Annotated in this window: 13 protein-coding genes and 1 pseudogene; 12 read left to right on the top strand and 2 right to left on the bottom strand. The window is 68.2% G+C overall.

All coding sequences use genetic code 11. The annotated features are described in order from the left end of the window. Nucleotides 1-33: 33 nt before the first annotated feature. The 3 genes from H7J93_RS11525 to H7J93_RS11515 all read left to right on the top strand — a co-directional run bounded on the left by H7J93_RS11525 (nt 34) and on the right by H7J93_RS11515 (nt 5,047). Nucleotides 34-1,614, top strand: a complete 1,581-nt coding sequence (locus H7J93_RS11525; protein WP_267306416.1) for an MFS transporter — start codon at nt 34-36, stop codon at nt 1,612-1,614. Between the two features lie 89 nt (nt 1,615-1,703). Continuing rightward, nucleotides 1,704-3,206 carry an MFS transporter gene (locus H7J93_RS11520; RefSeq protein WP_267306415.1) on the top strand — a complete coding sequence of 501 codons (1,503 nt, stop codon included), beginning with the start codon at nt 1,704-1,706 and terminating at the stop codon, nt 3,204-3,206. A gap of 98 nt (nt 3,207-3,304) precedes the next feature. Then, nucleotides 3,305-5,047, top strand: coding sequence for a proline--tRNA ligase (locus tag H7J93_RS11515; RefSeq protein ID WP_267306414.1), 1,743 nt, complete (start codon nt 3,305-3,307; stop codon nt 5,045-5,047). Nucleotides 5,048-5,116: 69 nt separating this feature from the next. Here the strand turns inward: H7J93_RS11515 and H7J93_RS11510 are convergent, their stop codons facing one another. Together H7J93_RS11510 and H7J93_RS11505 are read right to left on the bottom strand one after the other, a co-directional pair. Continuing rightward, on the bottom strand, nt 5,117-5,674 hold the full coding sequence (locus H7J93_RS11510; RefSeq protein WP_372507856.1) for a ferritin-like domain-containing protein: 558 nt from the start codon (nt 5,672-5,674) through the stop codon (nt 5,117-5,119). Continuing rightward, complete coding sequence (locus H7J93_RS11505; RefSeq protein WP_267306413.1) at nt 5,671-6,189, bottom strand: hypothetical protein; 519 nt, start codon at nt 6,187-6,189, stop codon at nt 5,671-5,673. Before H7J93_RS11505 ends, H7J93_RS11510 begins: the two co-directional genes overlap by 4 nt. Nucleotides 6,190-6,348: 159 nt before the next feature. Here H7J93_RS11505 and rimP point away from each other — a divergent pair, with 159 nt between their 5' ends. The 9 genes and pseudogenes from rimP (at nt 6,349) to H7J93_RS11460 (ending at nt 14,876) form a co-directional block, all read left to right on the top strand. Beyond that, nucleotides 6,349-6,888, top strand: a complete 540-nt coding sequence (gene rimP / locus H7J93_RS11500; protein ID WP_267306412.1) for a ribosome maturation factor RimP — start codon at nt 6,349-6,351, stop codon at nt 6,886-6,888. Continuing rightward, nucleotides 6,885-7,886 (top strand): transcription termination factor NusA, encoded by a 1,002-nt coding sequence (gene nusA, locus H7J93_RS11495; RefSeq protein ID WP_267306411.1) that lies wholly within the window; start codon nt 6,885-6,887, stop codon nt 7,884-7,886. The genes rimP and nusA overlap by 4 nt, the downstream gene beginning before the upstream one ends. 77 nt (nt 7,887-7,963) lie before the next feature. After that, nucleotides 7,964-8,326: a YlxR family protein gene (locus H7J93_RS11490; protein ID WP_267306410.1), complete on the top strand. Its 363-nt coding sequence runs from the start codon at nt 7,964-7,966 to the stop codon at nt 8,324-8,326. Between the two features lie 67 nt (nt 8,327-8,393). Beyond that, a complete protein-coding gene (gene infB / locus H7J93_RS11485) occupies nt 8,394-11,099 on the top strand; it encodes a translation initiation factor IF-2 (protein ID WP_267306409.1) in 2,706 nt (901 codons plus the stop codon). A gap of 11 nt (nt 11,100-11,110) precedes the next feature. Continuing rightward, nucleotides 11,111-11,623: a 30S ribosome-binding factor RbfA gene (rbfA, locus tag H7J93_RS11480; RefSeq protein WP_267306408.1), complete on the top strand. Its 513-nt coding sequence runs from the start codon at nt 11,111-11,113 to the stop codon at nt 11,621-11,623. Beyond that, nucleotides 11,598-12,596 carry a DHH family phosphoesterase gene (locus tag H7J93_RS11475; RefSeq protein WP_267306407.1) on the top strand — a complete coding sequence of 333 codons (999 nt, stop codon included), beginning with the start codon at nt 11,598-11,600 and terminating at the stop codon, nt 12,594-12,596. The genes rbfA and H7J93_RS11475 overlap by 26 nt, the downstream gene beginning before the upstream one ends. A 42-nt stretch (nt 12,597-12,638) precedes the next feature. Beyond that, nucleotides 12,639-13,982, top strand: coding sequence for an MATE family efflux transporter (locus H7J93_RS11470; protein WP_267306406.1), 1,344 nt, complete (start codon nt 12,639-12,641; stop codon nt 13,980-13,982). Nucleotides 13,983-14,187: 205 nt separating this feature from the next. Next, a pseudogene (locus H7J93_RS11465) lies at nt 14,188-14,409 on the top strand (IS110 family transposase); the annotation flags it as partial. A 14-nt stretch (nt 14,410-14,423) separates the two neighbouring features. Next, a complete protein-coding gene (locus H7J93_RS11460) occupies nt 14,424-14,876 on the top strand; it encodes a hypothetical protein (RefSeq protein WP_267306405.1) in 453 nt (150 codons plus the stop codon). Nucleotide 14,877: the final 1 nt, after the last annotated feature.

Genomic DNA, 14,877 nt, shown 5'->3' with positions numbered 1-14,877 from the left:
AGGATTCTTAAGATTACTGTAAGGTAACTCGCTATGACGGCTCTCAATGACGCAGAGCGGGCAGCGATGTTCCGCGACGCCGAAGGCGGGGCAAAACGGTCGTTTCCCGCGCAGGTGGGCGACCCGGTGAGGGAGCGAAGCAGCAGCTACCCGGCTTGGCTGCCGTCGCGAAGGTTCATCGCGGCAGTCATTGCCATCGGCGGTATGCAGTTGCTCGCCACCATGGACAGCACCGTCGCCATCGTCGCGCTTCCTAAGATTCAGGACGAGCTGAGCCTCTCCGACGCTGGTCGCAGCTGGGTCATCACCGCCTACGTTCTGACGTTCGGCGGGCTGATGCTGTTGGGCGGTCGCCTCGGCGACGTCATCGGCCGCAAGCGCACCTTCATCGTCGGCGTCGCACTCTTCACCATCGCCTCGGTGCTGTGCGGTCTCGCCTGGAACGAGGCGACCCTGGTGACGGCACGGCTGCTGCAGGGTGTCGGCGCGGCGATCGCGTCCCCGACCGCATTGGCGTTGATCGCCACGACCTTCCCGAAGGGGCCCGCGCGCAACGCCGCGACGGCGATCTTCGCAGCGATGACGGGTATCGGATCGGTCATGGGTCTGATCGTCGGTGGCGCGCTCACCGAGGTGTCCTGGCGCTGGGCGTTCCTGATCAACGTCCCGATCGGGCTGCTGATGATCCACCTCGCCCGCAGGACCCTGCGCGAAACCCATCGCGAGCGGCTGAAGTTGGACGCTGCGGGCGCCATCCTCGCCACGCTGGGCTGCACCGCCGCGGTGTTCGCCTTCTCGATGGGACCCGAACAGGGCTGGATCTCGCCGGTGACGATCGGTTCGGGCCTGGCCGCCGGCGCGTTCCTGCTGGCGTTCATCTACGTCCAACGCACAGCCGAGAACCCCGTGATGCCGCTGGACCTGTTCAAGGACCGCAACCGGGTCGCGACGTTCGCCGCGGTATTCCTCGCCGGTGGCGTCATGTTCACGCTGACCGTGCTGATCGGGCTCTACGTGCAGGACATCATGGGCTACAGCGCATTACGCGCGGGCATCGGCTTCATCCCGTTCGTGATCGCGCTCGGCATCGGACTCGGGGTGTCGTCGGCACTGGTGTCGCTGTTCCCGCCGCGCGTGCTCGTGATCGCCGGCGGTGTGCTGGTGCTCGGCGCGATGATCTACGGCTCCACGCTGGACGCCAACATCCCGTACTTCCCGAACCTGGTCCTCCCGATCACCGTCGGCGGCTTCGGCATCGGCATGATCGTGGTCCCGTTGACCGTGTCGGCGATCGCCGGCGTGGGTTTCGATCAGATCGGCCCGGTGTCTGCGATCGCGTTGATGCTGCAGAACCTCGGCGGGCCGGTCGTGCTGGCCGTGATCCAGGCGGTCATCACGTCGCGCACGCTGTACCTGGGCGGCACCAACGGACCCGTCAAGGACATGAACGCCGCGCAGTTGCACGCCCTGGATCAGGGCTACACCTACGGGTTGCTGTGGGTGGCCGCGGTCGCCGTGATCGTCGGCCTCGCCGCACTGTTCATCGGCTACACGGCCGCGCAGGTGGCGCACGCGCAGGAAGTCAAGGACGCGTTCGAACAGGGCGAGCTCTAACCGTCTAACCCCTGCGATTTCGGCGTGCTGAGTCACGCTCAGGGTGACTGCGCACGCCGAAATCACCACGCTCGGTAGGCTGGCAAGCCATGTCTGCGGTGGGCGGTTCCTCAGGGTCGGACCGGGCCACCACACCGTTGTCGTCGTCGGTGCTCGGCATCGCGATCGTCGCGATCACCGGCATGCAGCTCATGTCGACGCTCGACGGCACCATCGTGATCGTCGCGCTGCCGCGGATGCAGGCCGATCTGGATCTGTCCGACGTCGCCAAGAGCTGGGTGATCACCGCCTACGTGCTGGCGTTCGGCGGGCTGTTGCTGCTCGGCGGGCGCATCGGCGATGCCATCGGCCACAAGCGAGCGTTCCTGTCCGGTGTCGGCGTGTTCACGATCGCGTCGCTGGTGTGCGGGCTCGCCACGGACGGCATCACTTTGATCGTCGCGAGGGCCGTGCAGGGCACCGGTGCCGCGGTGGCCGCGCCGACCGGCCTGGCTTTGATTGCGACGACGTACGCGGTCGGGCAGGCCCGTAACCGCGCGTTGGCGGTGTCGGCGGCCATGCAGGGCGTCGGTTCGGTGCTGGGCCTGGTCCTCGGCGGCGCGCTCACCGTCATCTCGTGGCGTCTTGCGTTTCTGATCAATGTGCCGATCGGCATCGCGATCATCACGATCGCGGTGCTCCGGCTGGCCGAGACGCACCACGAACGGCTCAAGCTCGACGTGACCGGCGCCCTGCTGGCCACGCTGGGCTGTTCGTCGGCGGTGTTCGTGTTCACCCAGGGCCCGCCGCGCGCATGGGTCGATCCGTGGGTGATCGGCGCGGGCATCGCGTCGGCGATTTTCTTCATCGCGTTCCTGGTGGTGGAACGCTCCGCAGAGCACCCGATCGTGCCGTTCTCGGTGTTCGACAACCGCAACCGGGTGATGACTTTCGTCGCGCTGTTCCTCGCGGGCGGCGTGATGCTGACGCTGACGGTGATGATCGGGCTGCTGGTGCAGGACGTGCTCGGCTACTCGGCGTTGAAGGCGGGCATCTGCTTCATCCCGTTCGCGCTCGCGTTCGGCGTCGGCAGCGTGGTGGCGGCCAAACTCGCACCGCATATCGCGCCGCGCTGGCTCATCATCGGCGGCGGGGCGTTCGTGCTCGCGGCCATGCTGTACGGCTCGACGCTCACTCGCAGCATTCCGTACTTCCCCAACCTGTTCGCGCCGATCGTCGTCGGCGGCTTCGGGATCGGGGTGATCGCGGTGATCCTGCCGCTGTGCGCCGTCGCCGAGGTCGGCCCCCGAGAGATCGGTCCGGTGTCGTCGATCACGCTCATGGTGCAGAACCTCGGCGGCCCGCTGGTGCTGGTCGTCATCCAGGCCGTGCAGACCTCGCGCACGCTGTACCTCGGCGGCACGACCGGCCCGGTCAAGGACATGACGCCCGCCCAACTCGACGCGCTGGGCTACGGCTACACGTACTCGCTGCTGTGGGTCGCGGGCGTCGCGGTCATCGTCGGCATCGCCGCGTTCTGGATCGGCTTCTCCGCTCGCCAGATCGCCACGGCCCAGCACACCCGCGAGGCGGTGGAGGCCGGCGAGCTGTAGCCCCCGCCGACTGCACGCTTGTTGTACGTAAATCGCGAGAAGCCCCGCAAACAACCGTGCGCTCGGCGACCCAGTGCCGGTCAGTAAGGTTGTCGGCTGTGATCACCCGCATGTCCGAGCTGTTCCTGCGCACTCTGCGCGACGATCCGGCTGACGCCGAAGTTCCCAGCCACAAGCTGCTGATCCGGGCCGGCTACATCCGTCCGATCGGGCCCGGGCTGTACAGCTGGCTGCCGTTGGGTCTGCGGGTGCTGCGCAAGATCGAGGCTGTGGTCCGCCGCGAGATGAACGCCATTGGCGGACAGGAGATCCTGTTCCCGGCGCTGCTGCCCAGGGGGCCCTACGAGACCACCAACCGCTGGACCGAGTACGGCGACGGCGTCTTCCGGCTTCAGGACCGTCGCCGCAACGACTACATGCTCGGGCCCACCCATGAGGAGTTCTTCGCCTTGACGGTGAAGGGCGAGTACAGCAGCTACAAGGATTTCCCGTTGCTGCTGTTCCAGATCCAGACCAAGTACCGCGACGAAGCGCGGCCGCGCGCAGGCATCCTGCGGGGCCGCGAGTTCGTCATGAAGGACTCGTATTCGTTCGACGTCGACGACGCCGGGCTGGAAACCGTCTACCAGGCGCATCGGATCGCATATCAGCAGATCTTCGACACGCTGGGCGTCAGGTACGTGATCGTGTCGGCGGTGTCCGGAGCGATGGGCGGCAGCGCATCCGAGGAGTTTCTGGCCGAAAGCGAGATCGGCGAGGACACCTTCGTGCGCTGCCTGGGATCGGGATACGCCGCCAACGTCGAGGCCGTCGTCACCGCGGTGCCGGAGGCCCTGCCGATCGAGGGGCAGCCCGAGGCCAAGGTGTACGACACACCTGACACCCCGACGATCGCCACGCTGGTCGAGTGGGCCAACGCCGCGCTCGACCGTGAGGTGACCGCCGCCGACACGCTGAAGAACGTCGTGCTCAAGACCCGCGTGCCCGGCGGCGACTGGGAACTGCTCGCCGTCGGCGTGCCCGGCGACCGCGAAGTCGACGACAAGCGCCTGGGCGCAGCCGTCGATCCCGCCGAGTATGCCCTGCTCGACGAAGACGACTTCAAGAAGTACCCGTTTCTGGTCAAGGGCTATATCGGCCCGAAAGCGTTGCTGGCCAACGGCGTTCGCTATCTCGTCGACCCGAGGGTGGTCGACGGCACCTCCTGGATCACCGGGGCTGACGAACCAGGTAGGCACGTCGTCGGCCTGGTCGCCGGGCGTGACTTCGTCGCCGACGGCACCATCGAAGCCGCCGAGGTGCGCGACGGGGATCCGTCACCCGACGGGGCAGGGCCGCTGGTGTCGGCCAGGGGCATCGAGATCGGGCACATCTTCCAGCTGGGCCGTAAGTACACCGACGCGTTCGAAGTCGACGTGCTCGGCGAGAACGGCAAGCCGGTCCGGTTGACGATGGGCTCGTACGGCATCGGGGTGTCGCGACTGGTCGCCGTCATCGCCGAACAGCATCACGACGACCTGGGCCTACGCTGGCCGTCGTCGGTGTCTCCGTTCGACGTGCACGTCGTGATCGCCAACAAGGACGCCGCCGCCCGCGCCGGCGCCGAGGAGTTGGCCGCCGAACTCGACCGTCGCGGGCTCGAACTGCTGCTCGACGACCGGCAGGCGTCGCCCGGCGTCAAGTTCAAGGACGCCGAGCTGCTCGGAGTGCCGTGGATCGTCGTGGTCGGCCGCGGTTGGGCCGACGGCGTCGTGGAGCTGCGCAACCGCTTCACCGGCGAAACGCGGGAAGTGCCCGTGGGCGATGCGGCCGCCGAGATTGCGACGGCCCTGACTTCCTGACCGCGAGCAGACGCGAAAACCCCCAAAGTTGGGCGATTTAGGGGGAGTTGGCGTCTGCTCGTGAGGGGATTATTCGCTGCCGCCCGGGAACGCGACCGTGATCGGCTTCGTGCCCAGCACCCGGCTCCACTCCGCCGCCGTGACCGCGCACTCCGTCAGCGCGCTGACGCCGAACGCGCGCTCCTGTTCGTCGGTGGCCTGCTCGATGACGGCGCGCCACGCGACGGCGGCGTCCTCTTCCATGCGCACCGCGAGATTCGCCGCGTCGGTGGGGTTGTCGACCTCGATCGGCAACTGATAGCCGGCCGCGGGCAGCGGCGCCTCCACCGACCGCGCCTCCAGCATCGCCAGTGCTTCCTCGCGCCGCTTGCGGTGCTGCGCCATGGACGACGACACCAGGTAGTTCATGTCGGGCGACGAATGCGCCGACACGATCCCGTAGCCGTAGATCGCGGCCTGCGCGGTGGCGATCGCGTCGAACAGTGCGCCGTCGGCGGGATTCTGCGGTCGCGTCGGGCTGGTGGGTTCGGCGGCGCGCGACGACGTCGTTGTGGTCGGGGAGGTGGTCGGGGAGGTGGTCGTTGGTGACGTCGTAGTAGTTGTTGGCGACGGCTGGGGCGAGGTCACTGCGGCTCCTCCGGAGGCGTCAGCGCGACGGTGTAGGCGGCGGTGCAGGCCGCGGCGATCGAGCCGAGCAGCCCGGCGCGATACCCCGACATCTTGGCGGCCAGGCTGGCCGCGCTATCGGCCGAGGTGCGCAGCGCGTCGATGACGTCCTGAACGGTCGGCGCCTTGGCGGGCTCGGCAGTCGTCTCGGTGGATGGGGGTGTGGTGCTCGTGGGCGCATCGGCCCCGCGCATCCTGACCAGCTCGTCGGACAGGGCCTCCGCATGTGCCGACCGCTCTGATGCCACCGTGGTCAACGCCTCGACGGTCGCCCCTTTCGCGGCGGCTGCCGCGTCGGTCGCGAGTTGGCTGTCGGCTCGGGCCCGGTCCAGTTGGGCCGCCAGCTCGGCGATTTCCGGCGGCGGTTCCGACGATCCACACGCCGACACCGAGGCTCCCAGCAGTGTCAATGCCGCTGCTCCGACCAGGAGTTGACGCCTGCTGAGGGTCAGCGGGGGGCTCGGCACGTGCAACATCTTGCCATTGTGGGGGGTGCCCATCGCCACCGCGCTTTTTGCCGTTTAGCACCCCGGCGCTGGCGTATCGTTGATACGCAGGTCCAGTGTCTGTTCCGGTTTCGCGCCGAAGACACACCGAACCAGTGGTCGGAGACAACTCAAGATGAGGAGCTCGCCGTGACGGAGCGCTCAGCGGGATTGCCGTCGCAGAAACAGGTGGTCGAGCTACTTGACGGTGAGTTCGCGCGCGCAGGCTACGAGATCGAGAACGTGGTCATCGACGCCGCCGCGCGCCCCCCTCGCATCACCGTGGTGGCCGACGGCGATCAGGGCCTGGACCTGGACGCGGCCGCCGCGTTGTCCCGGTCGGCATCCGAACTGCTGGATCGTGTCGACCGCAGCGCAACCCCCTACGTCCTCGAGGTCACCTCGCCGGGCGTGGACCGGCCGCTGACCACTGAGAAGCATTTCCGTCGGGCCCGCGGCCGCAAGGTCGACCTGACGCTGTCCGACGGCGCCGAACTGACCGGCCGATTGGGGGAAACCCGCGACGGCACTGTGCGATTGGTCGTGCGCGATCCGCGCAGCGCCGCACTCTCGGTCCGCGAGATATCGATGAGCAGCATCGCCAAAGCGGTTGTACAGGTTGAGTTCTCACCTCCGAATCAGCGCGAACTGGAGCTGGCCGGTCTATCTGAGAAGGAGGCTCCGCGGTGAACATTGACATGGCGGCGTTGCATGCCATCGAGGCCGACAAGGGCATTTCGGTCGACGTCGTCGTCGAAACCATCAAGTCGGCGTTGCTGACGGCCTATCGGCATACCGAGGGCCACCAGGCCGACGCCCGCATCGAGATCGATCGCAAGACCGGCGTGGTCCAGGTGCTGGCACGCGAAACCGACGAAGACGGCAACGTCATCTCTGAATGGGACGACACACCAGAAGGTTTCGGCCGCATCGCGGCGACCACCGCGCGTCAGGTGATCCTGCAGCGGCTGCGCGACGCCGAGAACGAGAAGAACTACGGCGAGTTCTCCGCCCGCGAGGGTGACATCGTCGGCGGCGTCATCCAGCGCGATGCCCGCGCCAACGCCCGCGGCCTGGTCGTCGTCCGGATGGGCAGCGAAACCAAGGGATCCGAGGGCGTCATCCCCGCCGCCGAGCAGGTCCCGGGGGAGCGCTACGAACACGGCGATCGTCTGCGCTGTTACGTCGTCGGCGTGACGCGCGGGGCCCGCGAACCGTTGATCACGCTGTCGCGCACGCATCCCAACCTGGTGCGCAAGCTTTTCTCGCTGGAGGTGCCCGAGATCGCCGAGGGGTCGGTCGAGATCGTCGCGGTCGCGCGCGAGGCCGGCCACCGTTCGAAGATCGCGGTGACGTCGCGCGTCCCCGGACTCAACGCCAAGGGCGCCTGCATCGGACCCATGGGCCAGCGGGTGCGCAACGTGATGAGCGAGCTGTCGGGAGAGAAGATCGACATCATCGACTTCGATCCCGATCCGGCGAAGTTCGTGGCCAACGCGCTGTCGCCGGCCAAGGTCGTGTCGGTGAGCGTCATCGACGAGACTGCGCGGGCCGCCCGTGTCGTGGTGCCGGATTTCCAGTTGTCGCTGGCGATCGGCAAAGAAGGGCAGAACGCCCGCCTGGCGGCGCGCCTGACCGGCTGGCGCATCGATATCCGCAGTGATGCGGAGGCAGTACCGGCTGGGTGAGGCCACCAGCGACGGATCAGCGGCGGTTCGAGTCCCTGGTATTTCGGTGTGACGACCAGGTGTGGCTAGACTGAACCGTGATCCAGCGCGAGACTTCGGCTGCTCCGCACAGAAGACCAGAAGGACCGGTCCGGACGTGCATCGGCTGTCGGAGGCGAGAGCTGGCCGTCGAACTGCTTCGTGTGGTCGCGGTGGATGAGGGGAACGGCAAGTGCGCCGTGACCGTTGACACTGCGAGAAAGCTGCCGGGGCGGGGTGCCTGGTTGCACCTCGATCCGCAGTGTCTAGACGCAGCAATCCGGCGGCAAGCATTCGTCCGAGCGCTGCGCATCAGCGGTAAACCAGATACCACCGCGGTAATGGAGCACGTCAGAGCGGCTCCGACACCCGGCAACAGAACAGGTTGCGAAGAACATGAGCACACCGTGAAGTCCCGATGACCATGTGTCATAGCTAACCCGAGGCGCGGCGCCCACCACCGCTGCGGCCTCCTAGACAGGAGTTGTAGTGGCAGGTAAGGCCCGTGTACACGAGTTGGCCAAGGAACTCGGTGTCACAAGTAAGGAAGTACTCGCCCGCCTGAGCGATCAGGGCGAATTCGTCAAATCCGCGTCCTCCACTGTGGAGGCCCCCGTCGCCCGCCGGTTGCGTGAGTCGTTCGGCGGTGGCAAGCCGGCCGCGGAGAAGGCGGCCAAGACAGACGGAAACGGCGCTGCCGCCGCCGCGCCGGCCAAACCGGCCGCGAAGCCGGCCGCACCCAAGCCCGCGCCGCCAGCGGAACCGGCGGCACCCGCGCCGCCTCCGGCAGCCGCCGCGGCACCAACCGCGCCTCCGGCTGCACCCCCGGCGCAGCCAGGTCCGACACCAGGGCCCCGGCCCGGCCCGGCACCCGGTGCGCCCGGTGCGCCCAAGCCCGCCGCGCGTGCCCCGCGCGTCGGCAACAATCCTTTCTCGTCGCAGCAGCCGGTTGACCGGCCGATTCCGCGTCCGCAGGCGCCCCGTCCCGGCGCGCCGCGGCCAGGAGCTCCGCGGCCCGGCATGTCGCCGGGCAACATGCCTCCGCGTCCGGCCGGGCCCCGTCCGGGCGTCCCTGCCGGCGGTCGGCCCGGTGGACCGCGTCCGGGTCCCGGTGGCCGTGGACCCGGCGGCGGCGGTGGTGGTCGTGCGGGCGGTCCCGGCGGCGGTGGCGGTAACTACCGCGGCGGTGGCGCCGGCGGTGGTGGCGGCGCGCCCGCCGGTGGCGGCGGCTATCGCGGTCGTCCCGGAGGTGGCGGTCGTCCCGGCCAGCGCGGGGGCGCGGCGGGTGCCTTCGGTCGTCCCGGTGGCGCGCCCAAGCGTGGCCGTAAGTCGAAGAGGGCGAAACGCGCCGAATACGAGAACATGCAGGCGCCGGTCGTCGGTGGTGTCCGGCTCCCGCACGGCAACGGTGAGACCATTCGCCTGGCCCGCGGTGCCTCGCTGAGCGACTTCGCCGAGAAGATCGACGCCAACCCGGCTTCGTTGGTGCAGGCGCTGTTCAACCTCGGCGAGATGGTCACGGCGACGCAGTCCGTCGGCGACGAGACGCTCGAACTGCTCGGCAGCGAGATGAACTACGTCGTGCAGGTCGTCTCGCCCGAGGACGAGGACCGCGAGCTGCTCGAGTCCTTCGACCTCACCTACGGCGAGGACGAGGGCGGCGAGGAGGACCTCGAGGTTCGTCCGCCGGTGGTCACCGTCATGGGTCATGTCGACCACGGCAAGACCCGACTGCTGGACACGATCCGCAACGCCACCGTCCGCGAGGGCGAGGCAGGCGGCATCACCCAGCACATCGGCGCCTACCAGGTCGAGGTCGACCTCGACGGCACGCCGCGGCCGATCACCTTCATCGACACCCCGGGCCACGAAGCGTTCACCGCGATGCGTGCCCGTGGCGCGAAGGCCACCGACATCGCGATCCTGGTGGTCGCCGCCGACGACGGCGTCATGCCGCAGACGGTGGAGGCCATCAACCACGCGCAGGCCGCCGATGTGCCGATCGTGGTCGCGGTCAACAAGATCGACAAGGAAGGCGCTGACCCTGCCAAGATCCGTGGCCAGTTGACCGAATACGGTTTGGTGCCAGAGGAATTCGGCGGCGACACGATGTTCGTCGACATCTCGGCGAAGCAGGGCACGAACATCCAGGCGCTGCTCGAGGCTGTCGTGCTGACCGCCGACGCCGCGCTCGACCTGCGGGCCAACCCCGACATGGAGGCCCAGGGCGTCGCGATCGAGGCGCACCTGGACCGCGGTCGCGGTCCCGTGGCCACCGTGCTCATCCAGCGCGGCACGCTGCGGGTCGGCGACTCGGTGGTGGCGGGCGACGCCTACGGGCGTGTGCGCCGCATGGTCGACGAGCACGGCGACGACGTCGAGGAGGCGTTGCCGTCGCGGCCCGTGCAGGTCATCGGTTTCACGTCGGTGCCGGGCGCCGGTGACAACTTCCTGGTTGTCGACGAGGACCGCATCGCCCGCCAGATCGCCGACCGGCGCAGTGCGCGCAAGCGCAACGCCATGGCCGCGCGGACTCGCAAGCGGATCAGCCTCGAGGACCTGGATTCGGCGCTGAAGGAAACCAGCCAGCTGAACCTGATCCTCAAGGGCGACAACGCTGGCACGGTCGAAGCGCTCGAGGAGGCCCTGCTGGGCATCCAGATCGACGACGAGGTCGAGTTGCGGGTCATCGACCGCGGCGTCGGCGGCGTCACCGAGACCAACGTCAACCTGGCGTCGGCCTCGGACGCGATCATCATCGGGTTCAACGTCCGCGCCGAGGGCAAGGCCACCGAGCTGGCCAACCGCGAGGGTGTGGAGATCCGGTACTACTCGGTGATCTACCAGGCGATCGACGAGATCGAGAGCGCGCTGAAGGGCATGCTCAAGCCGGTCTACGAGGAGAAGGAGCTCGGCCGCGCCGAGATCCGCGCCATCTTCCGGTCGTCGAAGGTCGGCAACATCGCCGGCTGCCTCGTCACCTCCGGTGTCATCCGGCGTAACTCGAAGGCGCGTCTGCTTCGTGACAGCGTCGTCGTCGCGGAGAACCTGACTGTGTCGTCGCTGCGTCGCGAGAAGGACGACGTCACCGAGGTGCGCGACGGGTACGAATGCGGTCTGACGCTGACGTACTCCGACATCAAGGAAGGCGACGTCATCGAGACGTACGAACTCGTCGAGAAGCAGAGAACCTAGGAGGTTCGCACATGCCCGATCCGGCACGAGCTCGCCGGCTGGCCAAGCGGATTTCCACCATCGTCGCTTCGGCGATCGAGTACGAGATCAAGGACCCGCGGCTGACCGGCGTCACCATCACCGATGCGAAGGTCACCAACGACCTGCACGATGCGACGCTGTTCTACACCGTGCTCGGCAGTTCGCTGGCCGATGAGCCCGACTACGCGGGCGCCGCGGCGGCCTTGGACAAGGCCAAGGGTGTGCTGCGGTCCAAGGTCGGCGCGAGCCTCGGGGTTCGGTTCACTCCGACGCTGGCGTTCGAGCGCGACACCGTGCCCGATACCGCCGTCCGGATGGAGGAGCTGCTGGCTCGTGCACGCGCCGCGGATGAGGATTTGGCAAGAGTTCGCGAAGGTGCCCGGCACGCCGGCGATGCGGACCCGTACCGTATAGACGGGGTGCGGGATATCGGTGGGGACCGAGACGAGATCGACGCTATCGACGCTGAGGACACCGGTGACCGCGATCGACAAGGCGACTGACGCCCCTCCCACGGGCGACCGCGTCGACGCCCGTGCCGCCGCCGCCCTGCTGGCGGGGGCACACACCGTGAGTGTGGTCTGCCACGTCTATCCCGACGCCGACACCCTCGGCGCGGGCCTGGCGCTGGCGCTGGTGCTCGACAATGCGGGCAAAAGCGTCCAGGTGAGCTTCGGGGCACCGGCTGACCTGCCCGAATCGCTGCAGTCGCTCCCCGGCACGCATCTGCTCGTCGCGCCGGACGCGATGCGACGCGACGCCGATCTGGTGGTCACCGTCGACATCCCGAGCGTCAACCGGCTGGGCGCACTGCGTGAGTTGGCCGACCGCGACCGCGAGGTGTTGGTCATCGACCACCACGCCTCGAACATGCTGTTCGGCACCGCTAATTTCGTCGACCCGTCGGCCGACTCGACCACGATGCTGGTGGCCGACCTCCTCGACGCCTGGGGCAAACCGATCGATCTGGGTGTCGCGCACTGTCTGTACGCCGGGCTGACCACCGACACCGGGTCGTTCCGCTGGGCCAGCGCACGGGCGCACCGGTTGGCCGCCCGCCTGGTCGACCTCGGCGTGGACAACGCGTCGATCAGCCGCACCCTTCTGGACACCCACCCGTTCGCGTGGCTGCCCATGCTGTCGCGGGTGCTGGCGTCGGCGCAGCTCCTGCCCGACGCCGCGGGCGGTCGCGGCCTGGTGTATGTCATTGTGGGACACCAGGAATGGAAGAATGCGCGGCCCGAGGAAGTCGAGAGCATCGTCGATATCGTGCGCACCACCCAACAGGCCGAAGTGGCGGCGGTCTTCAAGGAGATCGAACCGGGGCACTGGTCGGTGTCGATGCGCGCGAAGTCCTATGACCTGGCCACCCTCGCGAGTGCATTCGGCGGGGGCGGGCACCGGCTGGCGGCCGGCTACTCGGCGACCGGGTCTGCCGACGATGTCGTGCAGGCACTTCGCGAGGCCCTCCGCTGACGTCGTCGACGCGCGCCTTCGCTGACCCTGTCGGCAGGCGCCTTGGCTGATCCGTCCCACGAATCCGCGGCGCCGACGGCAACCGGTCGCCGCATCGCGGGCCTGGCTCTACCCGCGCTCGGGGTGCTCGCCGCGGAGCCGATCTACCTGCTGTTCGACATCGCCATCGTCGGGCGTCTGGGCGCGCTGGCTCTGGCCGGCCTGGCGATCGGCGGGCTGATCCTGGCGACGCTGAGTTCGCAGATGACGTTTCTGTCGTACGGCACCACCGCCCGCTCGGCGCGGTTCTTCGGTGCCGGTGACCGGCGGGCGGCGGTCGGCGAGGGTCTGCAGGCCACCTGGATGGCCGTTGGTCTTGGCTGGCTGATCGTCCTGGTCGTTCAGGTGGCGGCCGTGCCGCTGGTGTCGGCACTCGCTGGGTCTTCCGGGGGCGGCGAGATCGCCGACGCCGCGCTGCCATGGGTCCGGATCGCGACGTTCGGCGTTCCGGCCATCCTGGTCTCGGCGGCGGGCAACGGCTGGATGCGCGGTGTGCAGGACACGGTGCGCCCACTGCGCTACGTCGTGACGGGCTTCGCGCTGTCGGCGGTGCTGTGCCCGTTGCTCGTGTACGGGTGGCTTGGCCTTCCGAGGCTCGAGCTGGCGGGCTCGGCCGTGGCGAACCTGGTCGGGCAGTGGTTCGCCGCCCTGCTGTTCCTGCGCGCGCTCTACGTGGAGCGGGTGCCGTTGCGGATCGACCCCACGGTGCTGCGATCCCAGGTCGTGCTGGGGCGAGATCTCCTGTTGCGCACCTTGGCGTTTCAGGCCTGCTTCGTCTCCGCGGGAGCCGTCGCCGCCAGGTTCGGCGCTGCCGCGGTCGCGGCGCATCAGGTGGTGCTGCAACTGTGGAACACCCTTGCCCTGGTGTTGGACTCGCTCGCCATCGCCGCGCAGTCGTTGGTGGGTGCCGCGCTCGGAGCGGGGCAGCTGGCGCATGCGAAGTCGGTGGCCTGGCGGGTCACCATCTTCTCGACGCTCGCCTCCGCGGTGCTGGCCGGTGTGTTCGCGGTCGGCGCCTCGGTGTTTCCGACTGTGTTCACCGACGACCGTTCGGTGCTCGACGCCATCGGCGTCCCGTGGTGGTTCATGGTGGCTCAATTGCCAATCGCCGGAATCGTTTTCGCGCTGGACGGTGTGCTGCTGGGTGCCGGCGACGCCAAGTTCATGCGCAATGCCACGTTGATCAGCGCAGTGGTCGGGTTCCTGCCGTTGATCTGGCTGTCGCTGGCGTTCGGCTGGGGACTGCTCGGCATCTGGGCCGGGTTGTCGACGTTCATGGTGCTGCGGCTGGTGTTCGTCGGCTGGCGAGCCTTTTCCGGTCGCTGGCTGGTACCGGGCACCGGTTAGGCTCGCGTCAGTGTCAGGGTGAGGGCACCGCTTCTTGCGGTGGTTGGATCCTGATCATCTGGTGTCTGGCTCATAGGCTCCGCCTTCGGGTTGGCGTGCATGCGTTTTGTCGGCATCAGGTGTGAAGGACCGGCCGGCGTGACTTGATAGGAGCGTGGCACCGCCCCCACTGAGGTATGTCCGCCGACCGGCCCAACCGTCACCTTCGGGCAACCGTCAACTCAACGCCGCGCTGCACCGCATCGCGGTCACCCAAATCCGCCTCGACGGTCTCGGCCAGACCTACTACCGGCATCGCCTCGTGCAAGGCGACTCCACCCCCGAAGCACTGCGCGGCCTCAAACGCCGCCTCGCCCGCGTCGTCTTCAACCACCTGCTCACCGACCACAACAACCGTCAAACCACTTGCCAAATGGCAGCGGCTTGACATAGGAGAAACCCATGAAACGGCTCGGATACGCACTTGCCGTCGTCACATCGGCAAGCCTGGTCGCGGCGCCGCAGTCGGCGGCAGAGCCGACCGTGCCCACCGCCGTCTATGTGCTGATCCACCAGCCGTTCACCCAGGTCGACGACGCCGACCAATGTGTCGGTGCCGCAGCACTCGGCCCTGTTCGTCGAGGTTCGTCGGTGATTCTCTCCGAGGGTGGAACGGCCACCGACACCCCCAAAGTCGCCTACGGCCAGTTCTTCCGGTCGCGGCTGCAGGACGGCATCTGCGAGGCGCTCTACATCACCAGCGCCCCGGCCATGCCGTCGTTCAACGTCCAGTTCGCCGGACCCGGAGGGGAGCTGAGTCCGACGTTCGGCCCGACGCCGTCCGAACCGGTCACCTATCAGCCGGGAATCGAGCAACTGGTCCGCGTCGACATCAACATCCCGCCCAGCCCCTGAG

It is taken from the genome of Mycobacterium barrassiae, from assembly GCF_025822765.1.
Lineage (GTDB): Bacteria > Actinomycetota > Actinomycetes > Mycobacteriales > Mycobacteriaceae > Mycobacterium > Mycobacterium barrassiae.
The sequence above is the reverse complement of the archived record's forward strand: the minus strand, read 5'-3'. Positions and strand labels throughout refer to the sequence as shown.

Bases quoted from the DNA above. Each gene is read 5' to 3' on its own strand.
- rbfA (WP_267306408.1), top strand. From the start codon at position 11,111: ATGCCCGATCCGGCACGAGCTCGCCGGCTGGCCAAGCGGATTTCCACC.
- H7J93_RS11460 (WP_267306405.1), top strand. From the start codon at position 14,424: ATGAAACGGCTCGGATACGCACTTGCCGTCGTCACATCGGCAAGCCTG.
- H7J93_RS11505 (WP_267306413.1), bottom strand. From the start codon at position 6,189: ATGTTGCACGTGCCGAGCCCCCCGCTGACCCTCAGCAGGCGTCAACTC.
- H7J93_RS11520 (WP_267306415.1), top strand. From the start codon at position 1,704: ATGTCTGCGGTGGGCGGTTCCTCAGGGTCGGACCGGGCCACCACACCG.
- H7J93_RS11525 (WP_267306416.1), top strand. From the start codon at position 34: ATGACGGCTCTCAATGACGCAGAGCGGGCAGCGATGTTCCGCGACGCC.